The organism is Paraburkholderia caffeinitolerans, assembly GCF_902859945.1.
GTDB lineage: Bacteria > Pseudomonadota > Gammaproteobacteria > Burkholderiales > Burkholderiaceae > Paraburkholderia > Paraburkholderia caffeinitolerans.
Genome location: NZ_CADIKL010000035.1, coordinates 23892 through 49014 on the forward strand (window position 1 = coordinate 23892; position 25123 = coordinate 49014).

The following is a 25123-nucleotide window of genomic DNA, read 5'->3' on the forward strand; positions in this document are numbered from 1 at the left end:
GCCTACCCCGCGCGCTCGCAGCCAATCCACTTCACGGTGGCACCGAAAGCAGCCGGAGCACTCACGCGCGTCACAAGCTCGACGAGCCGCCCCCAAAGCGAGCAAGGGCGGTGCGCAGCACGCTTCGCATCGCCTCGTCGAAATCGCCGAGAAATTCGCAGCGGCCTGCAACCAGCGTCGCAACAGGCACGCCGTCACGAAACACGATGCGGTTGCCCGCGACCGCCGGCACTTTCTCCCCGGGCAGCACGGTGCCGACCAGGTTGAGCGGATCCGATGCGGCGATGCAGACCAGCGCAGCCTCTTCGCTTCGCGCCTCGCTCGCGAAGTTGCCCGCACCGCCGCGCCGACGCACGTCGCGCAGCAGCGCGACGGCCTCGGGCAGGGCGAATTGTTCGCCCGAGAGGCCCGTGACGAATCGGCCGCCGCGCAAGTCGCCGCGCGCCTCCAGGCGGTGCATCACGCGCAGCAGGTCTCGCCACGGCGGCAGCCACGGCGCTTCGCGCGCCAGCAATTGCCAGCACACCACGCCGTAGCGGCGCAGCAGCACGTTCACGACGTGCTCCAGCAGATCGGCATCGGCGGGAGGGCGGCGCAATGGCGTTGGGCTCGTTGCGCGCGCCGCCAAGGGCTCCCCGGCTTCCGGCAGCGCCATCCGTCGCAGCACCGCCCAGCGCCCGGCGTCGCCCATGCCGCCCACGAGCGGCCCGAAACCGCGCGGGCGCCGTCGTCCGTAATGTCCGTGCGCATGGCGCTTCGCCGCCGGGCGCACCAGCGCGCGCAGCCCCGCGAAGCTGTCGGCATTCACGAGTCCGGCGGCCACCAGTTCGCCGAGCGCGTTTTCCAGTTCCACGCCAAGCAAGTGTGCATCGGCGGCCAGTTCGTCGAAGAACATCGCGCCGTGGCGCAGCAGCGCCTCGTGGACGCGCCGCGCACGTGCCGAAAGCTCTGTTGCTTCAGGCGTTTCGATAAGCGCCGTCCAACGCGCCAACTCGCGGCGCGGCAGCAGCACGACGGGCGTGCTGCGCACCGTCGACGTCGCCGCGCGCGCCGGCAGCCTCGCCCAGGCGAGCTGTCCCGAGCGGCATAGCTCGTCGAGCAGCATCGGCGTGTAATCGTCGATGCGCACGGGCAGGATCTCGTCCTCCCACGCGAGCGCCGAAGCCTCCCAGCCTTCCAGTTGCCCGAGCATGGCCGCGAGCGCGTCGCGATCCGAGCCGTGCGCACTCGTGGCCACGTGCTGCCACTCGAACAGGAAGCGCATGAAATCGCTCCGCTCGACCGGCTCGATCTCGCGTCGCAGCTTGCGCACCGTGTAGCGGTGGATGCGCGCGAGCAGGTGGCGTTCGCACCATTCCTCTTCGTGTGCGCCCGGCGTGAAGCGGCCGCGCATGACCGTGCCTTCGGCTTCGAGCCGCGTGAGCGCAAGCGCGGCCACGCTCGCCTCCAGCGCGAGCGGCCGCGCGATTTGCGCAACTGTCAGGGGGCCGAATCCGGACAGCCGCGCACGTACGATCTCGACGAGCGCGGTGTCCTCGCTCCACGGTTCGCCGCGCGGTGCGTCAACGCTGGCGAGCGGGGCGAGCGGCGGTTCGCACTGCGCCTGCGGATAGATCGCGCGCACGCAGGCGAGCCGCTCGATGCTCACCCACAGCGCGTCGTGCTCCGCTACCGGCATGTCCGCGACCGGCATGCGCGTCGCGCGTCCGGCGCCGGCCAGCCCGGCGAGCCATGCGCTCCAGCCGTGCGCGTGCGCCTCGCTGTCGGCCAGCACGCCGAGCGTGTTGAGCGCGTCGTGCAGTTCATCGGCGTCGCGCACCTGGGGCCAGGCCTCCTCGCGCACGCTCGCGATCGCCTCGGGATCGAGCGCGCCCATGTCGTCCACGGACTCGGGGTCGCGGAAGCGGCGTGACAGCACCGCCTGGGTGCGACGCTCTTCGAGCGGCGCGTCGTCGAGGAACGCATAGGGGCGCGCGCTCAGAATCTCCGCTGCGAGCGGCGAGGGCGCGGGCAATTCGCGCGTCACGAGCCGCACCTCGCGCGACTCGATGCGGTGCAGCAGCGCGAGCCATGCTTCGGTGTCCATCGCATCGTGAAGGCAGTCGTCGAGCGTTTGATCGACGAGCGGATGGCGCGGAATCTCGCGCTCGCCCGCGAGGTTCTCGACGCATGCGACCTGGTCGGGGAACACCGCCGCGAGCAGGTCTTCGCTGCGCATGCGCTGGATTTGCGGCGGCGTCTTGCGTCCGCCGGTCTGGCGCGGCAGCGCGAGCGCGGTGGTGGCGTTCCAGCGCCAGCGCACGCCGAAGAGGGGCGCGTCGAGCAGCGCCTGCACCAGCAAATGCTCGGCGCTGTTCGAATGCAGGTAGCGCCACACCTCGTCGAGCGCGAAGCTGTGCGCGTGCGTGAGCGAGAGGATGATGGCGTCCTCGGTGGCGGCCGCTTGCAATTCGAAGTTGAACTGGCGGCAAAAGCGCTTGCGCAGCGTGAGGCCCCACGCGCGGTTCACGCGGCTGCCGAACGGCGCGTGGATCACCAGTTGCGTGCCGCCCGCTTCGTCGAAGAAGCGCTCCATCACGAGCGTGTCCTGGGTCGGCAGGACGGTGAGCGCGGCGCGGGCGCGCGCGAGGTATTCGACGATCTGCCGCGCGGGAGCATCGCCGAGGATCAGCGTGTCGGCGAGCCATGCCGTCGCGCGCTCGATGGCGGCGGAATTAGTTGCGTCGTCAACGGCATGCGCGCCGAGTGCCGCGTCGATCTGGCTACGCAAGCGCGAGATCGCGAACGACAGTTCATCGCTGCGGCCCGGCGCCTCGCCGAGCCAGAACGGGATGTTGGGCGGCTGGCCTTGCGCGTCTTCCACGCGCACGCGTCCCGCCTCGATGCGCAGGATCCGGTACGAGGCGTTGCCGAGCTGGAACACGTCGCCCGCGAGGCTTTCGACTGCGAAGTCCTCGTTCACGGTGCCGATCTGCACGCCTTGCGGTTCGAGCAGCACGGCATAGTCGGCGTTGTCGGGGATCGTGCCGCCCGAGGTCAGCGCGACGAGGCGTGCGCCGCGCCGCGCGCGCAGCGCGTGGTTCACCACGTCGCGGTGCAGCCAGGCGGCGCGCGGGCCGTGGCGGCTCGTGTAGCCCTCGGCGAGCATGCGCAGCACCGCGTCGAAACGTGCGCGCTCCAGCTGCGCGAACGGCGTGCTGCGACGCACGAGCGCGAACAGTGCATCTTCGTTCCATTCGGCGCAGGCCACTTCAGCGACGATCTGCTGCGCCAGCACGTCGAGCGGCGCGCTCGGCAGCGCGAGGCGATCGAGCTCGCCGCGTTGCACGCAATCGAGCAGCGCCGCGCATTCGATGAGGTCGTCGCGCGAGGTCGGAAAAAGCCGCCCCTTCGGCATCCCGCCAACTTGGTGCCCGGAGCGCCCGACGCGCTGCAGGAAGCCTGCGATCGAGCGCGGCGAGCCGATCTGGCAGACCAGATCGACATCGCCGATATCGATGCCGAGTTCGAGCGAGGCGGTGGCCACCAGCACGCGCAGTTCGCCGCGCTTCAGGCGCTGCTCGGCGTCGAAGCGCTGCTCGCGCGCGAGGCTGCCGTGATGCGCGGCCACCGCTTGCGCGCCAAGGCGGTCGGTGAGATGGCGCGCCACGCGCTCGGCCATGCGCCGCGTGTTCACGAACACGAGCGTCGTGCGGTGTTGCGCGACCAACTCGGCCATGCGGTCGTACACGCGCTCCCACACATCGTTGGCCATGACGGCTTCGAGCGGCACGGGCGGCACTTCGAGCGCGAGGTCGCGCGCGCGCACGTGGCCCGCATCGACGATGGCGCAGGGCGGCGGTGCGTCGGCGTTTTCTCCCATGCCGACCAGAAAGCGCGCCACCGTTTCGATCGGCTTTTGCGTCGCCGAGAGGCCGATGCGCAGTAGACGCTGGCCGCACAGCGCGTCGAGGCGCTCGAGACTCAGCGCGAGATGCACGCCGCGCTTGTTGCCCGCGAGCGCGTGAATTTCGTCGACGATCACGCTGCGCGCGCCCGCGAGCATGCGGCGGCCGGACTCCGAGCCGAGCAGCACATAGAGCGATTCGGGCGTGGTCACGAGGATATGCGGCGCGCGCTTGCGCAACGCGGCGCGCTCGGGCTGCGGCGTGTCGCCGGTGCGCACGGCGGTGCGGATCTCGACGGGCGGCAGGTCCCGGCGCGCCAGCTCCGCACGGATGCCTTCGAGCGGCCGTTCGAGGTTCAGGTGGATGTCGTTCGAGAGCGCCTTGAGCGGCGAGACATAGACCACCAGCGTCGCGTCGGGCAGCGCGCCGCCGTTCGCGAGGCCTTCGCGCACGAGCGAGTCCAGTGCGGTGAGAAAGCCGGTGAGCGTCTTGCCTGAGCCGGTGGGCGCGGCCACCAGCGTAGCTCGGCCGCTCGCGATGAACGGCCAGGCGGCGCGCTGCGCGGGGGTGGGCGCGGCGAAGCTGCTCCGGAACCACGCGGCCACAGCCGGATGGAAGAGGGCGAGCGGATCGTCGGGGCGGGAGATGCCGGCAGCGGATTGCAACTGGGCAGACTCGGGCGGGGCGGTGACGGACGTAAGCAGGCTCATGGGCGCGGGGGGCAAAAAAGCAGTCTGGCAGGTTTCTCGCGCGGCTGCTGGCGTGAAGTTCGGCGGTCGTTTTTGGGCATGCGGCGCAGCGCGGGCACGCCTCAAGCGTTTCGCAGTATCCTCTGGCCCGTTGGATGTTCCCTCGGCTCACGTCGGAGTTTTCCTATGCGAATGCAACCTCTTGGCCGCACCGGCCTGTTTGTTTCCGAACTTTGCCTCGGCACCATGACTTTCGGCGGCGGCGCCGGCATCTGGAACCAGATCGGCGATTTGCAGCAGACCGAAGCCGAGCGCCTGATCGGCCGTGCGCTCGATGCGGGCATCAACTTCATCGATACCGCCGACGTCTATTCGCAGGGTATTTCCGAGCAGATCACGGGCCAGGCGCTGAAGAACCTCAAGGTGGTGCGCGACCAGGTCGTGGTGGCGACCAAGGTGCTCGGCGAGATGGGCGCGTCGCCGAATCAGCGCGGCGCGACGCGCTATCACATCATGGAGGGCGTGAAGGCGAGCCTGCGCCGACTGCAGCTCGATCACATCGACCTGTACCAGATCCACGGCTTCGACCCGGCCACCCCCATCGAGGAGACCGTGCGCGCGTTCGACACGCTCGTGCAGCAGGGCTACGTGCGCTATGTGGGCGTTTCGAACTGGGCCGCGTGGCAGATCGTGAAGGCGCTCGGCATCGCGCATCATCACGGGCTCGCGCGCTTCGAGACGCTGCAGGCGTATTACACGATCGCGGGCCGCGACCTCGAACGCGAGATCGTGCCGATGCTCGCGAGCGAAGGGCTCGGGCTGATGGTGTGGAGCCCGCTCGCGGGCGGCCTCTTGAGCGGCAAGTATGGGCGCGACCGCCAGGGCGAGGCGGGCAGCCGCCGCACGACCTTCGATTTTCCGCCCGTGGAGCGCGAGCGCGCCTGGGATTGCATCGACGCGATGCGCCCCATCGCCGAGAGCAAGGGCGTCTCGGTGGCGCAGATCGCGCTCGCGTGGCTCTTGCATCAGCGCGCGGTGACGACGGTGATCGTCGGCGCGAAGCGCACCGATCAACTCGACGACAACGTCGCGGCCACCAAGGTGAAGCTCTCCGCGCAAGAACTCGCGATTCTCGACGATGTGAGCCGCTTGCCCGCCGAATATCCTGGCTGGATGCTCGCGCGCCAAGGGGAGGCGCGGCAGGAGCAATTGCGCCAGACGCAGCGCGAGGAACGCTGAGGGCGGGCGGAGGATCGGGCGCTCGAGTAACCGGAGAGCGCTCGATCGTGCACCGATCCGACCTCGACCCGGCACGCAATTTTTCTCCTGCGATTGTAAAAACGTCCGCCGGGCGGCCTTGGGCGGGTGCCGGAATGGCGCGCCGCAAGGCGCGATCCCGTTATAAAACAAGTGCTTGTAAAAACTGGCATGGGTGTTGCGTGAGTCAGTCCATTCACGTCAATTTAAAGAGAACATCCTAGCCATGGCTTCCATTGCGTTACACGCGCGCCAGCATCTCGCGCTGACGCCGCGTCTGCAGCAGGCCGTGCGCCTGTTGCAGCTATCGTCGCTCGAATTCCAGCAGGAACTGCGCGAAGCGCTCGATACCAATCCGTTCCTCGAATATGTGCCGCCCGCCCAGGAAACCGGCGAAGCCGCTGAGGCCGCCGAAGGCGCGGCCGGGATAGGCGAGGCCGCGCCTGCTGCACCCGTGGTGGCCGCCGATGTGCCCGAGGGCGATCTCGATGGCGGCATGGAAAGCGCCGCGGACGGCGGCATGGCGCTCGATCCCGCGAGCCATGGCGGTGCCACGTACGGCGACGAAGCCGCCGGTTATGGCGAACCGGCCTCCGGCTATGGCGAGGAAACGTCCGGCTACAGCGACGAAGGCTCGGCGTATGCCGCCGATCTGCCGTTGCCGGGCGCGATGCGTGCATCGTCGGGCTATCGCGGCTCGGAAGACGGCGAATCCGATGCAGCCGACTGGGTGCGCGTGCCGATCTCGCTGCGCGAGCAGTTGCATGGCGCGCTGCGGCTGTCGCCGCTCGAAGACCTCGATCGCGCGGCGGTCCAGGTTGTGATCGAGGCGCTCGACGACGACGGCTATCTGCGTCAGGAACTGGCTGAACTCGCCGACGTCGATGGCGTGGAAGGCGAGCTCGACGAAGACCGCCTGCGCATCGCGCTACGCGTCGTGCAGACGCTCGATAGGCCCGGCATCGGCGCCCGCTCGCTCGCCGAATGCCTCGCGCTGCAGCTCGAAGCGATGCCAGAGGACACGCCGCACCGCGAGCTGGCGCTGCGGATCGTGACCGGACATCTGGAGCGTCTCGCGCGCCGCGAGCATGGCGAACTGCAACGCCAGCTAGGCTGCGACGCACAGTCGCTGCAAGCGGCGAGCGCGCTGGTGCGCCGCCTCGACCCGAAGCCGGGCAATCACTATGGCCGCGCGGACGGCGGCTATGTGGTGCCGGACGTGATCGTGCGCCAGGTGCGCGGCCGCTGGGTGGTGAGCGTGAATCCGGCCATCGAACCGCGTGCGCGCATCCACAAGCTCTACGCGGAATTGTTCGCGCGCTCGGACCAGACGAGCCGCTCGCCGCTCGCGCAGCAGTTGCAGGAAGCGCGCTGGCTGATCCGCAACGCGCACAAGCGCTGCGAGACCATCCTGCGCGTGGGCGAATGCATCGTCGCGCGGCAGAAGGCCTTTTTCCAGTACGGCGAGATCGCGCTGCGTCCGATGCTGCTGCGCGATGTCGCCGACGAACTCGGCCTGCACGAATCGACCGTGTCGCGCGCGACCGGCAACAAGTACATGGCCACGCCGCGCGGTATTTTCGAGTTCAAGCGTTTTTTCCCGCGCGAACTGGAGACGCGCACGGGCGGCACCTGTTCGGCTGCGGCCGTGCGCGCGCTCATCAAGGAGATGATCGATGCGGAGAATCCGCGCGATCCGCTTTCGGATGTCGTGCTCACGCAGGAACTGGAACGGCAGGGCGTGCGCGTGGCGCGCCGCACGGTCACGAAGTATCGCCAGATGATGAAGTTGCCCGCGGCGGACATGCGCCGCCAGTTATAGCGCTCGTGCAACGCGGACGCTTTACGCGCCGCGTTCGCGCAGGCGCTCGATCAGCGCCATCGCGGCGACGGGATTGCGCTCCTTAAAGCCGCTGATCACGTAGAGATACACGTCGCGCCCCGCTTTGGCCGCGAGCGGCTTGGCGAAGGTGGCGAGGTCGCCGGGGCTCTCGCCGCGCGCCCATGCGAGCGCGCGCGCGGCCCAGCCGTCGAGATCCGCTGGCGAGTAGCCGAGCGGCTCGCCAGCGGTCGTCCCCATGATGCGCGCGTAGACGAAGGGCGCGGATGCGTCGGCGATCTGTGGGTAATCCGAGTCGCCGGACACCACGATGGCGGCCCCGTGCCGCCGCGCGAGCGCGACGAACTCCGGCGTGCGGAAACTCTCGTGCCGCACCTCCAGCGCGTGCCTTAGCGGTTGCCCGTCAACCTCGGCGGGCAGCAATTCGAGAAATCGTCCGTAGTCCTCTGGATCGAACTGCTTGCCTGGCATGAGTTGCCAGTTGATCGGGCCGAGCTTGTTGCGCAGATTCAGCACGCCGCTCGTGAGAAAACGCTCGATCGATGCGCCGGCCTCGGCCAGCACGCGGCGGTTCATCGCGAAGCGCGGCCCCTTCAGCGAGAACACGAAGTCGTCGGGCGTTTCGTCGTGCCAGCGCATGAAGCTTTCGGGGCGCTGCGAGCCGTAATAAGTGCTGTTGATTTCCAGCGAGCTCAGGTGACGGCTCGCATAATCGAGTTCGAGGCGCTGCGCGAGCCCTTCGGGATAGAACGTGCCGCGCCACTGCGGGTAAATCCACCCGCCAATGCCGATGCGAATACGCCCGGTTTTCTCGGGTAAAGCGGGGGAGCGAGCCATGGGAATTGCGCCGTCGAGTCGGGAATGGCGCAGTGTAGCGCGGTTGCCGCAGTTGCCGCAGTTGCAATAGCAAGGTTTCGAAAGCACCGGTATAAATGTGCAATGCGGCACTACCTGTAGCACATTGGTGATTATTAGATCGTTTTAGGCATAGTCCGATATTTTCCTATGAAGCGTGAGGCTAATTTAGCTGTGTGTCAGACAACCTCACTTGGAATATCAGATGCAGCCTCGTCCCTCAATGGAACTGAACGACGCGCAGTGGCGCAGCGTCGAACCCCTTTTCCGTGAAATCCGCACCAGCGGCCCGCGCCGCGGTCGTCCGGCGCATTGCTCGCGCGCCGTATTCGAAGCCATCCTGTGGGTGCTGTCAACGGGCTCCGTCTGGTCGAAGCTGCCCGAGCGCTACCCCGATTTCCGCACCTGCCATCGGCGCTTCAAGATGTGGTTCGACGCCGGCCTCGTGCAACAGGCCATGGAGCAGCTCTACGGCGAAGAAGGTGTATCCATGTGCGCGGCCATGAGCGCGCGCATGCAGCCGTGGCGCGCACCGGCGGGGCGCAAGGCGCCGCGTTTCCCGGTGGCATTCACGCTGCGCTGGCCGGTGGCGCGCACCTGAGCGCCAGCGTGCGGGTCCAGTTACGCAAGCGAGCAGCGGATTATGAGTCCGCTGCTCGCTTGCGTATGCGTCCGCGTGAATGAAAGGGCGCGAAATCGCGTAATGCGGTGAACGAATCGTTCTTCACTGTGATCGGTCAAATCCGCCCTTTGTGGGATCCGCGTTTGGTGCGCGATACTGTGAGACTTAACGCAACGGAATCCACAGGACATGGCGCATTTCGACGTATTCAACGGCGACGCGGACGGCATCTGCGCGTTGCACCAGCTTCGCCTTTCCCGGCCGCGCGAGGCCACGCTCGTCACCGGAGCGAAGCGTGACATCGCGCTCATCAAGCGCGTGCCGGCGCAGCCCGGCGACTCGCTTACGGTGCTCGACATCTCGTTCGACGCTAACCGCGCAGCGCTTTGCGCGCTGCTCGACCAGGGCGTCCACATCGAGTATTTCGACCATCACCACGCGGGCGAATTGCCGATGAAGGTCAATCTCGCCGCGCACATCGACACCACGGCGCAGGTTTGCACGAGCGTGCTGGTCGACCGTCACCTGCGCGGGCAGCACCGCAGGTGGGCGATTACAGCGGCCTTCGGCGACAACTTGCAGGCCACCGCGCACGAACTCGCGCGCGAAGCCGGGCTCGACGAGGCGCAAGTCGCGCAGTTGTGCGAACTGGGCGAGTCGATCAACTACAACGCCTACGGCGACAGTGCCGACGATCTGTTCATCGCGCCGGCCGCGCTCTACGGGATGCTCAAACCCTACGCCGATCCGTTCGAGTTCATTGCGGCGGAGCCGGTTGTGGCGCGTCTTTCGGCGTGCCGTCAGGAAGATCTCGAACGCGCGCAGCAGGTCACGCCGCTGTTCATGGTCCAGTACGGCACCGTGTGCGTGCTCCCCGACGAGCCTTGGGCGCGCCGCGTACGCGGGGTGTTCGCCAATGCCCTCGCGCAAGAGGAGCCGACCTGCGCGCACGCTGTGCTGAGCGTCAATCCCGACGGCAATTACGCCGTGAGCGTGCGCGCGCCGCTCGTGCGTCCCAGCGGCGCAGACGAGTTGTGCCGTGCGTTCCCGGGCGGCAACGGCCGGGTGGGCGCGGCCGGTATCGACAGCCTCGATGCGGCGCGGCTAGACCTGTTCGTCACAGGGTTCGTGCGCGTGTTCGGGCGTTCGTCTCTGCGCTGATCCGCGCTCCGGGCGCAGGGCGCGCCCTCAGTCGCCGCCATCCTGCGCTGGCGCGCTCGCGCGCGACCAGCGCCAGTTGCGGATCTCGGGCATGTCGTCGCCGTGCTCGTCCACGTAGCGGCGGTGCGCTGCGAGCTTGTCGTGCAGCGTCTGCCGCACATGCGCGGCGCGCTGCGCGAGCCCATCCACATGGTCGATCACGGCTTCGCACAGGTGGTAGCGGTCGAGCTTGTTCACCACCGTCATGTCGAACGGCGTGGTCGTCGTGCCTTCCTCGATAAAGCCGTGCACGTGGATGTTCGCGTGATTGGCGCGCCGGTAAGTCAGGCGATGGATCAGCGACGGGTAACTGTGATGCGCAAAGATCACGGGCCGACTCGTGGTAAAGAGCGCATTGAAGTCGGCGTCGGAGAGACCGTGCGGGTGGCGATCCGCCGGCTCGAGCGTCATCAGGTCCACCACGTTCACCACGCGCATCTTCAGATCGGGCAGCCAGCCGCGCAGCAGGTCGACCGCCGCGAGCGTCTCGAGCGTGGGCACGTCGCCCGCGCAGGCCATCACCACGTCGGGCTCGCCGCCTTCGTCGTTGCTTGCCCATGGCCAGATGCCGATGCCGTCCGCGCAATGGCGGATCGCGGCGTCCATGTCGAGCCACTGCGCTTGCGGCTGCTTGCCCGCCACGATGATGTTGATGCGGTTCCACGTGCGCAGCACGTGATCGGTCACGGCGAGCAGCGTGTTGGCGTCGGGCGGCAGGTACACGCGCACGGTGTCGGCTTTCTTGTTGACCGCGTAGTCGATGAAGCCCGGGTCCTGGTGGCTGAAGCCGTTATGGTCCTGGCGCCACACATGCGAGGTCAGCAGGTAATTGAGCGAGGGCAGGGGCCGCCGCCACGGAATCTCGCGGATCACCTTCAGCCACTTCGCGTGCTGATTGAACATCGAATCGACGATGTGGATGAACGCCTCGTAGCATGACATGAAGCCGTGGCGCCCCGTGAGCAGATAGCCTTCGAGCCAGCCCTGGCAGGTGTGTTCGCTCAGGATCTCCATGACGCGGCCGTCCGGCGCGAGCTGGACGTCGTCGGGCGTGGTGTCGGCAAGCCAGGTCCGCGCCGTCACGTCGAAGACATCGGCCCAGCGGTTCGAGGCCGTCTCGTCGGGGCCGAAAATGCGGAAGTTGCGCGTGGGCAGATTCACGCGCATCACCTCGCGCAGGAACGCGCCCATTACGCGGGTGGCTTCGGCGTCCACCTGGCCCGGCGCGGGCACCTCCACCGCATGGCGCTCGAACGCGGGTACGCGCAGTTCGCGCACCCGGCCGCCGCCGTTGGTGCGCGGGTTCGCGCTCATGCGGCGCTCGCCGTGCGGCGCGAGCGCCGCAATCGCGGGTGCGAGCCGGCCCTGTGCGTCGAATAGTTCCTCGGGCTTGTAGCTGCGCATCCAGTTTTCGAGCAGCGCGAGATGGCCCGGCTTCGCGATGTTCGACAGCGGCACCTGGTGCGAGCGCCATGAGCCTTCGGTTTTCAGGCCATCGACGCTCTTCGGGCCGGTCCAGCCCTTGGGCGTGCGTAGCACGATCATCGGCCAGCGGGGGCGCTCGAGGTGCGCTTGCGGATCGGCTGCAACCGCCTCGCGCGCGTGCTGCTGGAGGCGCGCGATTGCGTCGAACGCGGTGTCGAAGGCCGTAGCCATCAGACGGTGCGCGATGCCGGGGTCTTCGGCTTCCACGAAGATCGGCGCGTAGCCGTAGCCGTTCATGAGCGCGGCGAGCTCTTCGTCGCCGATGCGCGCGAGCACGGTCGGCCCGGCAATCTTGAAGCCGTTCAGATGCAGGATCGGCAGCACCGCGCCATCTGTCACCGGATTGAGGAACTTGTTGGAATGCCATGAGGTGGCGAGCGGCCCCGTTTCGGCTTCGCCGTCGCCGACCACGCACGCGGCGATTAGATCGGGATTGTCGAACACCGCGCCATAGGCATGCGACAGCGCGTAACCGAGCTCGCCGCCTTCGTGAATCGAGCCCGGAGTTTGCGGTGCAACGTGGCTCGGAATGCCGCCTGGAAAGCTGAACTGCTTGAAGAGCGCGGCCATACCTTCTTCGTCCTGCGGCACGTTCGGCCAGGTCTCGCTATAGGTGCCTTCGAGCCAGGTGTTCGCGACCACGGCCGGCCCACCGTGCCCCGGTCCCGCGATGAAGAGCAGATCGAGATCGCGCTCGTTGATGATGCGGTTCAGATGCGTGTAGAGAAAATTGAGGCCGGGCGTGGTGCCCCAGTGGCCGAGCAGGCGCGGCTTCACGTGAGCGAGTTGCAGCGGCTCGCGCAGCAGCGGATTGGCGAGCAGATAGATCTGGCCTACCGAGAGATAGTTGGCGGCGCGCCACCAGGCGTCCATGCGCTGCAACAGTTCGTCGGAAACCGGCGGACGGGAGGAAGGGCTGATTGCACTCATTCGATGCTCCTGTCGAACCCAGGAAGTTACGGTGCCGCGATCATGGTGCCACGATCTCTGGGAACGCTTCCTCCACGTGTCTGCACGCGCGGGTCGCGGCGCGTGCGCCGACCGCGTAACATGGATGATGCGTCCCCCGTGCATCGCGCGCGGTCCCCGCCGCGCCTGCCGGATGCCGCACCATGTGCCTTATCCTGGAGGTAATGATGTACAAACAAATTCTGGTGGCCGTCGACGGCAGCCGCAGCGGACGCCGCGCGCTCGACGAGGCCGTGAAAATCGCCAAGGCCACGGGCGCCACGGTGCAGGCGCTTTGCGTGGTCCAGCATCCGGCGCGCCTCGTCGATGTCGGCGCGGGATTCGCCGAGGAGCCCAAGCGCCAGTCGGCCGAAGCCGATGTCGCCACTGCCGCGCTCGAAGAGGCGAAAACGGTGTTCGCGCAGGCCGGCGTGCCGGGCACGGCGCGCGCCGCCGACGCGATGGGCGAGGACATTGCGGTAGTGATCTACCGCATCGCAGCGGAAGAGGATGCAGACCTCGTCGTGATGGGCACGCGGGGTTTGTCGGGTGTGAAGCGCCTGCTGCTTGGCAGCGTGGCGGAGTCGTTCCTGCGCATGGCCGATCGCCCGGTCATGCTAGTGCGCGACGAAGAACCGAAGGCGGCCTGATACCGGCTTGATACCGGCCTTCGCCGGCGGCACGCGGGTGCAGCGACGCCCGCGTGCCCGTTATCGCATTCGCATCAAAAAAATGACACGCACCTGGGGTTCAATGTGTTCACCTGAGGTGCAAATATTTTGAAATACGACTTCGATCAAATCTTGCACGCGTGTAAGTCACGCGGCGCCGAGCATCCTTTTATCATTTGAAATCGGCTGCGTAATTACCTGATTCATCCATATGCGCTGAAATTCAAATTCAGCATGTAATCAGTAATCCGATTTAATTGTTCGGCGAACATATAACTCACTGTAAACTTCATGCAAGGCGCAGAGGACTTCCCGCTTCGGCACGTCGATTGCGTGGGTAACAAAAAGAAACAAGGCCGTAGCGAAACTGTATGTTTTGCTCGCTATGCTGGTTTCCACGGGGGAATTCCAAACAGGAGAAAGTCAATGCTCAGTCATCACGAATTGGCGGCGCTGCTACTGATTCGCGACGCTAATGCGCCGCTTCAAAGGTTCGATTCCGATTTTCTGGCGCTCGAGCGCTACCATCTCGTGGAAATCAATGAAAGCGGGGACGGCTGCGCGCCACGCCTCACGATGCGTGGCAAGGAATTGTTGCAGCGGCTGATGCAAGGCAGCGGGCATTATTTCGATTTCGACGCACGCTAACCGGCTCGCTTTCTGGAATCCCGATTGCGCGCGCTGTTATTTGCGCCGCTTCTTCATCAAATAGTCGCGCAGCACGGTGGCGTTATTGTTTTCGGTGTTGTGCGAACTGTAGAGCAGCACCAACGGGTGCGCCTTGCTCGCCTCCACAAGCGGTTCCCATGCGGTACGGTTCGCGTCGAGTTCGGCGACGTAGCGGCGCGTGAATTCGTCCCACTGCTCCGGGTCTTTATGGAACCACTCGCGCAATTCCGTGCTCGGCGCAACGTCCTTCGCCCAGATCACGCCCGCGAGCTTTTCCTTGCTCATGCCGCGCGGCCATAGCCGGTCGACCAGAAAGCACGCTTGTCTGTCCTCGGGCAGCGGTTCGTAGACACGCTGGAGGGTGATTGCCGGTAGGGTCATGTTGCGCTTCTCCTTGTGAGGCACATCGGCATCGGGCGGCAACGCGAGCGCATCCGCGACGCGCTCGCGCAGCGCGGGCAGCACGTCGCGCGCGAACCACGGATGCCGCTGGAACCATGGCGTATTGCGCGGGGAGGGGTGCGGCAGCGGCACGTAGCCGGGTGCGTAGTCGCGCCAGGCTTCCACGGTTTCTGTGAGCGAGCCCTTGCGGCGATTGCCGAGAAAATAACGCTGCGCATACTGGCCGACCAGCAGCGTGAGGCGCACGTCGGGCATCAGCGCGAGCAGGCGCGAGTGCCAGAGCGGCGCGCATTCGGGGCGCGGCGGGTTATCGCCGCCGCCTTTGCCAGATGAGCGCCCCGGATAGCAAAAGCCCATCGGCACGATGGCGATGCGCGCGGCGTCGTAGAACGTGTGGGCGTCGATGCCCATCCATTCACGCAGGCGCTCGCCGCTTGCGTCGTCCCATGGGATACCCGAGGCATGAACCTTCGCGCCGGGCGCCTGGCCCACGATCAGGATCCGCGCGCTCGCGCTCGCCTGCAGCACCGGACGCGGGCCGAGCGGCAGCGTGTCGGCGCAGACGCGGCAAGCGCGGATTTCGGTCAGCAGGCGGGGGAGCGAGCGGGTAGTCGACACGACGGGACGGCGCTTCGGCGAATGAGTGTGCGGGAATCCGAGTCTATCAAAGAGCCGCTGCTTATCGTGGTCACCTCGTGCCGGTCAGAATGGGCGACCCGACGGGTATGACGGGCGATGGCGGCGCATAGCGCGAGCGCCGCTGCGCGAAGGCGCGTAGACTCGCACGGAGCAGCAGTGTCAGACGCGCGCTGGCCTTTTGAGCCGCACCGGCGCGACGACAACCGTGAACGACACCGCGAGCGCCCCGCCGCCGGTTTGCACGAATCGCACGAGTCAAACGAATCGCACGATCCGTGCATCGCTTCGGGCACGCGCCTCGCAAGGAGGCTTCATGAGATTGCTGGCCGTCCACCCGAGCGGGCTGATGTACACGCGCGTGTTTCTGCGGCTCGAGCCGCTGGGTCTCGAATCGGTTGCCGGCACGGCGCGCGACGCGGGGCACGAGGTGCGCCTCATCGACCTGCAGGTGGAAACTCATCGCGACCTGATGCGCATGGTGCGCGACTGGCGGCCCGAGGCGCTCTGTTTCTCGGGCAACTATCTGGCGAACATTCCCGAGATCATCGATCTTTCCAAGGCCGTGAAGGCCGCGCTGCCCACGTGCTTCGTGTTCGTGGGCGGCCATAGCGTGTCGTTCACGGCGCCCGACTTGCTGCGTCACGGCGCGGGCGCGATCGACTGCATCCTGCGCGGCGAGGGCGAAGCGTCGATCAACGTGCTGCTCGAAGCGGTTGCGCAAGGCGGCGATCTGCACGCGGTGCCGGGTGTCGTGACGCGCGAAGGGTCGGGGCCGCCGCCGCTTTTCGTCGAGCACCTCGACCCCGTGCGACCCGCGCGCGATCTGTTGCGGCACCGGCGCAAATATTTCATCGGCACGCTCGATCCGTGCGCCTCGATCGAGTTCGCGCGCGGCTGCCCGTGGGACTGCACGTTCTGCAGCGCGTGGACCTTCTACGGGCGCAGCTACCGCACGCGCAGCCCCGAGGTCGTGGTGGAGGAACTGGCGGCGCTGCGCGAGCCGGGCGTCTTTATCGTCGACGATGTGGCCTTCGTGCACGCCGAGCACGGCATGGCAATTGCCGACGCGATCCGCCGACGCGGCATCCGGAAACGCTACTACCTGGAGACGCGTGGCGATGTGCTCTTGCGCAACAAGGAGGTGTTCCGCGCGTGGCAGACGATCGGCCTGAAATACATGTTCCTCGGGCTCGAAGCGATCGACGACGAAGGCCTCAAGGCGTTTCGCAAGCGCATTAGTCTGGACCGCAATTTCGAGGCGCTGGAGTTCGCGCGTTCGCTCGGCATCACGGTCGCGATCAATCTGATTGCCGACCCGGACTGGGATCATGCGCGCTTCGAGACCATCCGCCAGTGGTGCATGGAGATACCGGAGATCGTGAACATCAGCGTGAATACGCCGTATCCGGGCACCGAGAACTGGCAGCACGAGACGCGGCGTTTGACGAGTCTCGACTACCGGCTTTACGACATCCAGCACGCCGTGGTGCCGACAAAGCTGCCGCTGCCCGAGTTCTATGCAGAATTGGTGCGCACGCAACAAGTATTGAATCGCAAGCACATGGGCTGGACCGCGTTTCGCGGCGCGGCGGGGCAGGCGATGCATCTGCTGCTGCGCGGCCAGACCAATTTCGTGCGCATGCTGTGGAAGTTCAACTCGGTGTTCGATCCGCGCCTGCAACTTGCCGATCATGCGCGCGAGGTGCACTACGAGATGACCCCGCCGCCTGCCACAACGGGCGAGCGCGGGGTCGACATGAAGACGGTCTACATTCACGGGCCAATTGGGCGGCGCGGCCGCAAGATCGACGACGCTACCGAGAAGTTCGTCGACGAGACCCGCATGGGGCTGGGCTGAATCAAGCCGCCTTGTTGACCGGCACCCAGCCGTATTGCGCGGCCGCCTGAGCGATCTGCTTGGCGATCGAGTTCGCGAGCTTGCCGGCGTCGGCGGCAATCGTGTCGCGCTTCGATTCGGATGCGCCGTGCAGTCCCGCGCCCGCTGCCGCCGATGCCGCGACATGGCCCGCCGCCGCGCCCGCACCCGCCGTTTCCGCCATGCCGGGCATATAGCCGCTGTTCGCGCTGGTCTCGAAGGTGGCGAGCGATTGGGGCGCGCCATGGGCCGGCAGGTAGGACACGGCGATGGTGGCCTCAACTTCGCTCTTGCCCGCACCGAGCCCGATCAGGACGCGGCGTCGGCGGCTGCCCGCATCGACGGTATCGATGCGGCCTTCGACCACGATGGCGTCGCGTCCCGCCGGCACGGGGCCGTCCACGCGCACTGCGGGCAGACCCATCTTCTGCAACTGCGCGACGATGTTGTCGGCCAGCTTCTCGCGCGCCGCGAGCGCCACTTGCTGCTGTTGTTGCGCCGACGTCTCGCCGCTCGCCATCGTCTTGAGCCGCTGCGCCATGCCGCTGTCGAGTTTCACGAGTTCGGGCGAGATCTCGAACGCGGAGACGTAGATGACTTCGGCGTGCACTTGCGGCAGCGGCCCGGCGGCCTGCAATGGGCTCGCAGCCGAGGCGCAGCCCGACGCGAAGAGTGAGCCCGCGAACAGCGCAGCGCCAGCGAAGCGGCGGGTTTTGTTGAGGAGGGAGCGGAGAAACGTATTCATGTCGGGTCGCCTGGAAGCTGATCTCGATATCGACATTTAATCAGGATGCCGAAATACCGTGATGGGTTCATGAGAGCTGGCTGAGCGGCTTGCCTGCATTTACCTGTTGTTTCAGGTTCCGGCGTGTGTCACTCGGCACAGGTGCAAGTATGCGGGGGAGCGCGTGGCTGCGCCACGCGCGAATTATGTCGCTCGATGTCACCGGCGCGCGGCGGCGTCTTGAATCGGCAGTCTCACTACGGCTTCGAGTCCGCCGCCCGCGCGGTCGGAGAAGGTGAGCGAGCCGCCGTGCTGCCTCGCGATTCGTTCGACGATTGCGAGTCCGAGGCCCGTGCCGCCCGCATGGGTGCGCGCGTTGGTGCCCCGGCTGAAGGGCGCTTTGAGCCGCTCCAGTTCCTCGGCGCGGATGCCGCTGCCTCGGTCGCAAATGGCCACGCAAGCGTGGCCGTCCACCTGCCAGGTGCGCACGCACAGGCCCGTGCGCCCGTAGACGACGGCGTTCTGCATCAGGTTCATCAAGAGACGCATGACGGCCACGGGCCGGAACGCGAAGGGGGGCAGTGCGCCTTCCTCGAAGTCGAATTCGTGACCGAGCCCCGCGAAGTCGGCCACGAGCTGGCCCGCGAGCGCGTTGAGGTCGCCAGGCTGCGGGGCTTCGCGCTCGCCGCTGCCCGCGTAGTCCATGAACTGCTGGAGGATCGTGTCGATGCGGTCGAGATAGCCCTCCGCCGAATCGACGAGCTTGTCGTTGGTGCCACGCGGCAGCGCCATTGCAAGGGCGAGGCGCAGTTTCGTGAGCGGCGTGCGGATGTCGTGGGACACGCCCGCGAGCATCAGCGCACGCGTCGCTTCGGCTTGTTGCAGCGCAGCGGTCATCTGATTGAAGGCCTGGCTTACCTGAGCGATCTCGGTCGGGCCGTCGGTTGGCAGTGGCGCGGGCGCTTCACCGGCACTCACGCGGCGCGCCGCGTGCGCAAGCTCGCCGAGCGGGCGGTTCAGATGCAACTGGATCAGCCAGCCCGTGAACGCCGCGAGCAGTGCGAGACCGATCGACAGCACGATGGCCGTGGCGATGCCGCTTGCGCGCGCGTCGGCGCTCATCGGCAGGGCCACCCAGATGGGTTCGCCCGCCGCGTGCATGCGGATCCAGAGGCGCTCTTCGTCTGATGATTCCCAGCGCACCGGCATGTCGGCGGGCAGATGGCGCTGGAGCGCCGCGATGAAGACGTCGCGCTGCCAGGTCTGGAAAACATGGAGCGGATTCGCGCCCGGTGGATCGATGTTCGCCACGTGCGCGGCAGGGGCCGTGCGATTGTCGTTCAAGCGCGCGGCGCTCGCGCGGCTTTCGGCGGGGGGCAATGCGGCGAGCGTGCTGTCGAGCAGCTTCACGTAGTCGGCGAAGATGATCGAGGCGCGCTCGATGCGCGGGCGCTGCACGAAATGCAGCAGCGCGCCGAACGAGCACAGCTGGGTGAGGGCGACGAGCGCCACCAGCAGCGCGATGTTGCGCGAGAGGAGCGAGCGCGGCAGCCAGCGCGAGAGCGTGCGCATGAGCGATGGGCGTCGCAAGGCTCAGGACTCGACGCCGGCCACCAGCATGTAGCCGAGGCCCCAGACGGTCTTGATGAAGCGCGGCTTGGCGGGATCTTCCTCGACGATCTGGCGCAGCCGCAGGATCTGCACGTCGACGCTGCGGTCGAGCGCGGCGTGGTCGCGCCCGCGGGCGCGCGCGAGCAGGTTCTCGCGGCTCACGGCGCGGTTCGGCGAAGAGCCGAGCGCGTGCAGCAGCAGCATCTGCGCCGAGTGAATCTCGATGGGCACGCCATCGCGCAGCAGCGTTTGCTGGCCGACATCGAAGACGAAGTTGCCGAAGCGCAGCCGCTGCGACGTCACGGTGGGGTCGCCCGCGGCCATCTTCTGGCGGCGCAGCAGCGCCTTCACGCGCGCGACGAGTTCGTCGGGCAAGAAGGGCTTGGCAAGGTAGTCGTCGGCGCCGGTTTCGAGACCGATCACCTTGTCGGCGGCATCGCCCTTGGCCGTGAGCATCAGGATCGGCAGCGTGTGGCCTTCCGCGCGCAGGCGGCGGCAGACGCTCAGGCCGTCTTCGGGCTCCATCATGAGATCGAGCACCAGCAGGTCGTAGGGCTCGCGCTGCAGCATGCGGTCGAGGCGCTTGCCGTCGGCGACGGCGCGCACTTCGAAGCCGTGCCCGCTCAGGAAGCGCTGCAGCATGTTGCGCAGCTCGGCTTCGTCGTCGAGTACGAGAATCCGGTTTGCCTGCTCCATGGGCCGCCTCCCGCGGTGGTTGCAGTGTGTCGATGTTTCGAAGCATCCGGCGCGCGGCCGAACTCGAATGGCATTGGTCAGGGGTGCTACTGGATTGCGCCGGCTTCTACGATATTAGGCGAGTTGGCGTGGCTCGAACGTCGCTTCGCGAACGTTCAAGCGTGGTCCACGCGCTTGCGCGCAGTGCGGCGTTCCTGTACCTTCACATCCTGCCGGGATAACCGAAGCTCCGCCTCGAAACCCATCCGTCGAACTCGATGCGCCCTGGCCCCTGTTGTGCGTGCCTGCGGGCGCTTCGTACGCACAGGAGGGTGCTTCGTGGACTTGCGTGTCTATCTTCTCGCCGCCACCGTTTTTCTGGCCGGCATCGCTGAAAACATCTGCGTGGGCATCCTGCCCGAAATTGCCGTGGGGCTGCGCGTTTCCACGGCCGCCGCAGGTCAGCTCACCACTATTTTTTCCGCTGTTTTTGCACTTGCCGCGCTGGTGGCGGTGCCGCTCGTGGCGCGCGCCGGACGGCGCTTCGCGCTGTCCGCTTCGCTCGCGACATTCGCAGCCGCGAACCTGATCGCCGCTGCGAGCCCCAATTACGCGAGCCTCTTTGGCGCGCGCATGTTGATGGCGGCAAGCTGCGCAACGCTCGTGCTGGTGGCGACGCGGCTCGCGGCCGCGCTCACCGTGCCCGAACGGCGCGGCCGTGCGATCGGCATCGTCTTCATGGGGATCAGCGCTTCGCTCGTGCTCGGCGTGCCGATCGGCATGCAAATCGCGCATGCGTGGGGCTGGCGCGCGGTGTTCGTCGCGATTGCCGTGCCGGTTCTGCCGCTGGCGCTCTGGCTGGGCCGGCAGGTACCGCGCGAGGACGCGTCCGAAAGCGCAGATCCCGAGGCAAGGCGCGCCTGGCGTGCGGTGCTCGGCCAGCGCCCATTGATGGCCGCACAGTGCGTGTCGATTGCGATGATCGGCGGGCATTTCACGCTGTTTGCCTACTTGGCTCCGTATCTGCAAGCGTTGCGCGCGCCTGACGCCGCGACGCTCGCCGCCTTGTTCGTGGCCTTCGGGGTGGCGGGCGTGGCCGGCGCGTGGCTCGGCGGGATGGCATCGGACCGGCTGGGCGCGGCGCGCGCGCTGTGGTGCTGCCCGGCGGCTTTTCTGGTCTCGATGGCGGTGCTGCCCATGGCAGGCGGATCGACGCCCGGCACAGCCGCGTTGCTGTTCGTGCCCGCGATGATGTTGTGGGCCAGCATCAGCTGGTCGATTTCGCCGATCGTGCAGAACTACCTGATTCGAACCGCGCCGGAACTTGCGGATACGAGCGTGGGCTTCAATGTGTCCGCGATGCATGTGGGCGTGGCGCTTGGCTCCGGGTTCGGCGGCATGCTCGTCGAGCGCGGCGCGCTGCTCGCGACGCCGTGGGCGGGCAGCGCGCTCGTGGCTGTGGCGCTCGGATTCGCGGGGCTTGCGCTCAAGCCGCGGCGGGCCGCACCGCGCACGTCGGCGCAAACGGGCGTTGCGCGCTAGCGCGAGGCGCGGCGGGCGTTCAGTCCATTAGTCACGCCCAGTGCGCCGGCACCCATACGCGGCCTACCCAGTGAGCCGGGACCCAGACCGCGGCGCGCGGCGCGGGCGCGACGTAGACGGCGCGCGGCAGCGGGCGGGCTGCGTAGACGACCTTGGGCGCGGGCGGCGCGACGTACACGACCTTCGGTGCAGGCGGCGCGACGTACACGACCTTCGGCGCGGGCGGCGCGACATAAACGGGCTTCGGCGGCGGGGGCGCAACATACACGGTCTTGGGCGCCTGAGCGACGACGACAGTGTTCGGTGCGGGCGGCGGGGCCACGTAGACCGTGCTGGTTGCGGGCGCGGGAGCGACGACCACCGGAGCCGGCGCCACTGCAACCGTGGCACCGCCCTGGACGACCGTCGTGCCGCCCGTGCTGACCGTACCTTCGCGAACGACGGTTGACCCGCCCGACGTCGTCACCACACCCGGCGCGACACGCGTGGCGCTGCCCGAATGCGTAACCGTCCCGCCCGCCGCGCCGGTGTCCGTACCCGAGCGATAGCAGGTCGAGCCTGCGCAATTCGTCGAAGCGCTGTGGCTCACGCTATTACCGTTCGCAGCCGTGACCGTGCCATTCGACGAATACTGGCCGGGCGCCGTGCGCGTCACGCTGCCCGAAGTCGATGCGCTGCGGCCATCCTCGCCCGTCATCGTGCCGGTGTGCGAGCAGGTGCCGCCCGCGCAGCTCGTGTCGCCCGCATGCTCGACCGAACGACCGTTCGGGCCGACTGCCGTGCCGCTGTTCGAGAACTGCCCGGGCGCGGTACGCGTGACGGTGCCGGTGTTGGTGGCGACGCCGCCCCATGGGCCGGCCACGCCGCCCGCATGCGAGCAGCTGCCGCCGCCGCACGAGGCATAGTGTGCGCCGTTATAGGTGCCGCGCGGCGTGTAGGCGGTGCCGTGACCCGCCCAGCCCGCGAAGGCCGGCGCGCTGGCGAGGGTGAAGACGGTGGCGGCGAGGAGGGAGCGGGTCAGCAATTTCATTTGGGATCCTTGCGGTTCGGTTCAGTGCACGCATCGGCGTGTCAGCGGAACGAACTATAGGGCGGTCCCTGCTGCGAGTCTCGTGCAAAACCATGTCGCGGTGTTACACCGTGCGCGCACGACATGCGGCGACATACTTTGTGAGTGGTTCTCCGCGTCGGGCGCTTTTAAAGTGCGGTTCATCCGACGCGACAAACAAGGCAGCAGCGAACGACGCGTCCTTTTCAACACCGCGCCAGGCGCTTCAATTCGCACACTGCTTACCATGCTCTCCACTGGAAAACTTTCGTCGTACGTAACGCTCTTCATCGTCGCGGCCTCGTTGATCGAGGCTGTCGTGCTTACGTTCCGCAAACGCTGTAACGGCCAGGTCCCATTCGACTGGTCCGAAGTCTGGCTCTCGCTGGCTGATCTCGCCGGACGAAAATTGTTCGCGCTTTTGCCCGTTTCGCTCGCCACGCCGGTGTTTCATTTCGCATGGACGCACCGGCTTTTCACGCTCACGATCGATAACGTCCTGCTCGTGCTGCTCATCTTCGTCGGCCAGGAATTCTGCTACTACTGCTATCACCGCGCCTCGCACCGGATGCGCGTTTTCTGGGCGTCGCACGCGGTGCATCATTCGCCCAATCAGCTCACGCTGTCTTCCGCGTATCGCCTCGGGTGGACCAGCAAGCTCGCCGGTCCGGTTGTGTTCTTCGCGCCGCTCGTCTGGCTCGGCGTGCGCCCCGAAATTGCGGTTGCGATGCTCTCGTTCAATCTGCTCTATCAGTTCTGGCTGCACAACACCTGGATGCCGAAGCTCGGCTGGCTCGAATACGTGTTCAATACGCCTTCGGCGCATCGCGTGCATCATGCGTCCAACGTCGATTACCTCGACGCGAACTACGGCGGCGTGCTGATCGTGTTCGACCGCCTGTTCGGCACCTATGTGCCGGAGCGCGAGGCCGAGCCGTGCCGCTACGGGCTCGTCACGCCCACGCGTTCGCGCAATCCGTTCGTGGTCGAGTTCGAGCACTGGACGAGCCTTGCGCGTGACATCGCCGCCGCGCCCGACTGGTGGACCGCCGTGCGCCACGTTATCCTGCCGCCGGGCTGGCGCGCGGACGGCGCGGGCGAAACCACGGAGGCGCTGCGCGAGCGCAGCCTGGCAGCAGCGCAGCCCGAGTCGCGAGTCTGATGCGCTGCCGCAGGAATTTCCAACCCAGGGTTCGGCAGGAGCCGAACCCACGACTCGCAGGAACTCAAGATGGATGATTCAGTGAATGGCAAGGCGGTGGCGATCACCGGCGGATTCGGCAGCCTCGGCATGGCGAGCGCGCAGTATCTCGCGGCGCGCGGCGCGCGCGTGGCGTTGATCGGCCGGGGCGCGGCGCCCGGCGACGACGCCTGGCCCGCAGCGTTGGCCCAGGCGGTGCGCATCGGCGGCATCGACCTCGTCGATGCGGGCGCGGCGAACCAGGCGCTGGAGACGGCAAGCCAGGCGCTCCGCGGCCTCGATGCGCTCGTCAACATCGCGGGCGCGTTCCGCTGGGAAACGATCGCCGACGGCGATGCGCACACGTGGGACCTGATGTTCGACCTGAACGTGAAGACGGCGCTCAATGCGTCGAAGGCGGCGCTGCCGCATCTGCTTGCGCGGGGCGCTGGGCGCATCGTGAACATCGGCGCCGGAGCGGGGCGCAAGGCCGGGCTCGGCATGGGCGCCTATGCGGCTTCGAAGGCGGGGGTGGCGCGGCTTACCGAGGCGCTGGCCGAGGAACTCAAGGACCAGCGCGTGACCGTCAACGCGATTTTGCCGAGCATCATCGACACGCCACAAAACCGCGCCGATATGCCGGACGCCGATTTCACGCGCTGGGTGCAGCCCGATGAAATTGCGGCGGTGATTGCGTTTCTGATTTCCTCGGGCGCCAGCGCGGTGACGGGCGCGGAGATTGCAGTGAATGGGCGGGTGTGAGGCGTAGCCGCGGGCGACGCAGGGCTAGTGCCGGCCGCCGTGTGCACCACCGCCGCCTTCCCAGGTGCCGCCGCCTCCGCCACCACCGTGCCAGCCGCCACCACCGCCACCATGCCAGCCGCCCCCGTGCCAACCGCCGCCATGCCAGCCCCCGTGCCCGTGGTAGCAGCATCCGCCGCCGCCCCAGTAGGCGAAGCCGAAGCTCGGCCCGTAGTAGTAAGCGGGGTAGCCCCCATACGGGTAACCGTAAGCGTAGGGATAAGGGTAGCCGTAGCCATACGCGGGGTCGTAGTAGCCGGGATACCCGGGGTAAGCGATGCAGCCTGCAAGCGCCGCCGCCATCGCCAATGCGCAAATGAGCCGGAACACAGTGGTCTCCTGACGACCGGGGCGGGAGCAAGGCTCTTCGCCCTGAGTCCATTTAAGGCCTCGATATTGCTTTGACACCGGATTGCGGGTGGGGATCAAAAGCAATTGTGTCTTCAGATTACCGCAGCGCGCTTGAGACCGCTCAAGCGGGATTTTGACCGCCAGTCGATGG

Annotated in this window: 19 protein-coding genes and 1 pseudogene; 10 read left to right on the forward strand and 10 right to left on the reverse strand. The window is 67.1% G+C overall.

Translation table 11 applies throughout. The annotated features are described in order from the left end of the window. Positions 1-70: 70 nt before the first annotated feature. The gene (locus HV773_RS27025; RefSeq protein WP_175197294.1) at positions 71-4597 is read right to left on the reverse strand and encodes a DEAD/DEAH box helicase; all 4527 of its coding nucleotides are present in this window, start codon (positions 4595-4597) and stop codon (positions 71-73) included. Between the two features lie 165 nt (positions 4598-4762). Between HV773_RS27025 and HV773_RS27030 the strand changes: the two genes are divergently transcribed. Together HV773_RS27030 and HV773_RS27035 are read left to right on the forward strand one after the other, a co-directional pair. Continuing rightward, the gene (locus HV773_RS27030) at positions 4763-5815 is read left to right on the forward strand and encodes an aldo/keto reductase (protein ID WP_175197295.1); all 1053 of its coding nucleotides are present in this window, start codon (positions 4763-4765) and stop codon (positions 5813-5815) included. Positions 5816-6059: 244 nt separating this feature from the next. After that, a complete protein-coding gene (locus HV773_RS27035; RefSeq protein ID WP_175197296.1) occupies positions 6060-7655 on the forward strand; it encodes an RNA polymerase factor sigma-54 in 1596 nt (531 codons plus the stop codon). Positions 7656-7676: 21 nt separating this feature from the next. Here HV773_RS27035 and HV773_RS27040 read toward each other — a convergent pair whose 3' ends face one another. Then, entirely contained in the window at positions 7677-8510 is an 834-nt protein-coding gene (locus HV773_RS27040) for a DUF72 domain-containing protein (RefSeq protein ID WP_175197297.1), read from the reverse strand. Positions 8511-8733: 223 nt separating this feature from the next. Here HV773_RS27040 and HV773_RS27045 point away from each other — a divergent pair, with 223 nt between their 5' ends. After that, positions 8734-9129: a transposase gene (locus HV773_RS27045; protein WP_175197298.1), complete on the forward strand. Its 396-nt coding sequence runs from the start codon at positions 8734-8736 to the stop codon at positions 9127-9129. A 210-nt stretch (positions 9130-9339) separates the two neighbouring features. Next, a complete protein-coding gene (locus HV773_RS27050) occupies positions 9340-10311 on the forward strand; it encodes an acetyltransferase (protein ID WP_175197299.1) in 972 nt (323 codons plus the stop codon). A gap of 27 nt (positions 10312-10338) precedes the next feature. Here HV773_RS27050 and HV773_RS27055 read toward each other — a convergent pair whose 3' ends face one another. Next, the gene (locus HV773_RS27055; RefSeq protein ID WP_175197300.1) at positions 10339-12765 is read right to left on the reverse strand and encodes a phosphoketolase family protein; all 2427 of its coding nucleotides are present in this window, start codon (positions 12763-12765) and stop codon (positions 10339-10341) included. A gap of 206 nt (positions 12766-12971) precedes the next feature. On the opposite strand from HV773_RS27055, the gene HV773_RS27060 reads away from it, so the two are divergent. After that, a complete protein-coding gene (locus tag HV773_RS27060; RefSeq protein ID WP_175197301.1) occupies positions 12972-13433 on the forward strand; it encodes a universal stress protein in 462 nt (153 codons plus the stop codon). Positions 13434-13745: 312 nt separating this feature from the next. After that, positions 13746-14102 (forward strand): hypothetical protein, encoded by a 357-nt coding sequence (locus HV773_RS27065; RefSeq protein WP_175197302.1) that lies wholly within the window; start codon positions 13746-13748, stop codon positions 14100-14102. A gap of 36 nt (positions 14103-14138) precedes the next feature. Here the strand turns inward: HV773_RS27065 and HV773_RS36995 are convergent, their stop codons facing one another. Both HV773_RS36995 and HV773_RS37000 read right to left on the reverse strand, forming a co-directional pair. Further along, the gene (locus HV773_RS36995) at positions 14139-14504 is read right to left on the reverse strand and encodes a DUF488 domain-containing protein (RefSeq protein ID WP_175197340.1); all 366 of its coding nucleotides are present in this window, start codon (positions 14502-14504) and stop codon (positions 14139-14141) included. Positions 14505-14546: 42 nt separating this feature from the next. After that, a pseudogene (locus tag HV773_RS37000) lies at positions 14547-15143 on the reverse strand (uracil-DNA glycosylase family protein); the annotation flags it as partial. Between the two features lie 334 nt (positions 15144-15477). On the opposite strand from HV773_RS37000, the gene hpnR reads away from it, so the two are divergent. Further along, complete coding sequence (gene hpnR / locus HV773_RS27080) at positions 15478-17022, forward strand: hopanoid C-3 methylase HpnR (protein ID WP_175197303.1); 1545 nt, start codon at positions 15478-15480, stop codon at positions 17020-17022. Position 17023: 1 nt separating this feature from the next. On the opposite strand, the gene HV773_RS27085 is transcribed toward hpnR, so the two are convergent. The 3 genes from HV773_RS27085 to HV773_RS27095 all read right to left on the reverse strand — a co-directional run bounded on the left by HV773_RS27085 (position 17024) and on the right by HV773_RS27095 (position 20071). Beyond that, entirely contained in the window at positions 17024-17785 is a 762-nt protein-coding gene (locus HV773_RS27085; protein WP_175197304.1) for a DUF4410 domain-containing protein, read from the reverse strand. A 198-nt stretch (positions 17786-17983) separates the two neighbouring features. Beyond that, positions 17984-19336, reverse strand: coding sequence for an ATP-binding protein (locus HV773_RS27090; protein ID WP_175197341.1), 1353 nt, complete (start codon positions 19334-19336; stop codon positions 17984-17986). A 21-nt stretch (positions 19337-19357) separates the two neighbouring features. Then, a complete protein-coding gene (locus tag HV773_RS27095) occupies positions 19358-20071 on the reverse strand; it encodes a response regulator (RefSeq protein WP_175197305.1) in 714 nt (237 codons plus the stop codon). 318 nt (positions 20072-20389) lie between these two features. On the opposite strand from HV773_RS27095, the gene HV773_RS27100 reads away from it, so the two are divergent. Then, the gene (locus tag HV773_RS27100; protein WP_175197306.1) at positions 20390-21592 is read left to right on the forward strand and encodes an MFS transporter; all 1203 of its coding nucleotides are present in this window, start codon (positions 20390-20392) and stop codon (positions 21590-21592) included. A gap of 31 nt (positions 21593-21623) precedes the next feature. On the opposite strand, the gene HV773_RS27105 is transcribed toward HV773_RS27100, so the two are convergent. Next, positions 21624-22622, reverse strand: coding sequence for a hypothetical protein (locus HV773_RS27105; protein ID WP_175197307.1), 999 nt, complete (start codon positions 22620-22622; stop codon positions 21624-21626). A gap of 265 nt (positions 22623-22887) precedes the next feature. Here HV773_RS27105 and HV773_RS27110 point away from each other — a divergent pair, with 265 nt between their 5' ends. Then, positions 22888-23802 (forward strand): sterol desaturase family protein, encoded by a 915-nt coding sequence (locus tag HV773_RS27110; RefSeq protein ID WP_175197308.1) that lies wholly within the window; start codon positions 22888-22890, stop codon positions 23800-23802. Positions 23803-23871: 69 nt separating this feature from the next. Beyond that, positions 23872-24582, forward strand: a complete 711-nt coding sequence (locus HV773_RS27115; RefSeq protein ID WP_175197309.1) for an SDR family NAD(P)-dependent oxidoreductase — start codon at positions 23872-23874, stop codon at positions 24580-24582. Between the two features lie 24 nt (positions 24583-24606). On the opposite strand, the gene HV773_RS27120 is transcribed toward HV773_RS27115, so the two are convergent. Further along, a complete protein-coding gene (locus tag HV773_RS27120) occupies positions 24607-24951 on the reverse strand; it encodes a hypothetical protein (protein ID WP_175197310.1) in 345 nt (114 codons plus the stop codon). Positions 24952-25123: the final 172 nt, after the last annotated feature.

What these genes read in the sequence shown, in the direction of transcription:
- HV773_RS27060 (WP_175197301.1), top strand. Translation starts at nt 12,972, where the DNA reads ATGTACAAACAAATTCTGGTGGCCGTCGACGGCAGCCGCAGCGGACGC.
- HV773_RS27055 (WP_175197300.1), bottom strand. Translation starts at nt 12,765, where the DNA reads ATGAGTGCAATCAGCCCTTCCTCCCGTCCGCCGGTTTCCGACGAACTG.
- HV773_RS27025 (WP_175197294.1), bottom strand. Translation starts at nt 4,597, where the DNA reads ATGAGCCTGCTTACGTCCGTCACCGCCCCGCCCGAGTCTGCCCAGTTG.
- HV773_RS27085 (WP_175197304.1), bottom strand. Translation starts at nt 17,785, where the DNA reads ATGAATACGTTTCTCCGCTCCCTCCTCAACAAAACCCGCCGCTTCGCT.
- HV773_RS27045 (WP_175197298.1), top strand. Translation starts at nt 8,734, where the DNA reads ATGCAGCCTCGTCCCTCAATGGAACTGAACGACGCGCAGTGGCGCAGC.
- HV773_RS27110 (WP_175197308.1), top strand. Translation starts at nt 22,888, where the DNA reads ATGCTCTCCACTGGAAAACTTTCGTCGTACGTAACGCTCTTCATCGTC.
- HV773_RS27115 (WP_175197309.1), top strand. Translation starts at nt 23,872, where the DNA reads ATGGATGATTCAGTGAATGGCAAGGCGGTGGCGATCACCGGCGGATTC.
- HV773_RS36995 (WP_175197340.1), bottom strand. Translation starts at nt 14,504, where the DNA reads ATGACCCTACCGGCAATCACCCTCCAGCGTGTCTACGAACCGCTGCCC.
- hpnR (WP_175197303.1), top strand. Translation starts at nt 15,478, where the DNA reads ATGAGATTGCTGGCCGTCCACCCGAGCGGGCTGATGTACACGCGCGTG.
- HV773_RS27065 (WP_175197302.1), top strand. Translation starts at nt 13,746, where the DNA reads ATGCAAGGCGCAGAGGACTTCCCGCTTCGGCACGTCGATTGCGTGGGT.
- HV773_RS27090 (WP_175197341.1), bottom strand. Translation starts at nt 19,336, where the DNA reads ATGCGCACGCTCTCGCGCTGGCTGCCGCGCTCGCTCCTCTCGCGCAAC.
- HV773_RS27035 (WP_175197296.1), top strand. Translation starts at nt 6,060, where the DNA reads ATGGCTTCCATTGCGTTACACGCGCGCCAGCATCTCGCGCTGACGCCG.
- HV773_RS27040 (WP_175197297.1), bottom strand. Translation starts at nt 8,510, where the DNA reads ATGGCTCGCTCCCCCGCTTTACCCGAGAAAACCGGGCGTATTCGCATC.
- HV773_RS27050 (WP_175197299.1), top strand. Translation starts at nt 9,340, where the DNA reads ATGGCGCATTTCGACGTATTCAACGGCGACGCGGACGGCATCTGCGCG.
- HV773_RS27105 (WP_175197307.1), bottom strand. Translation starts at nt 22,622, where the DNA reads ATGAAATTGCTGACCCGCTCCCTCCTCGCCGCCACCGTCTTCACCCTC.
- HV773_RS27030 (WP_175197295.1), top strand. Translation starts at nt 4,763, where the DNA reads ATGCGAATGCAACCTCTTGGCCGCACCGGCCTGTTTGTTTCCGAACTT.
- HV773_RS27095 (WP_175197305.1), bottom strand. Translation starts at nt 20,071, where the DNA reads ATGGAGCAGGCAAACCGGATTCTCGTACTCGACGACGAAGCCGAGCTG.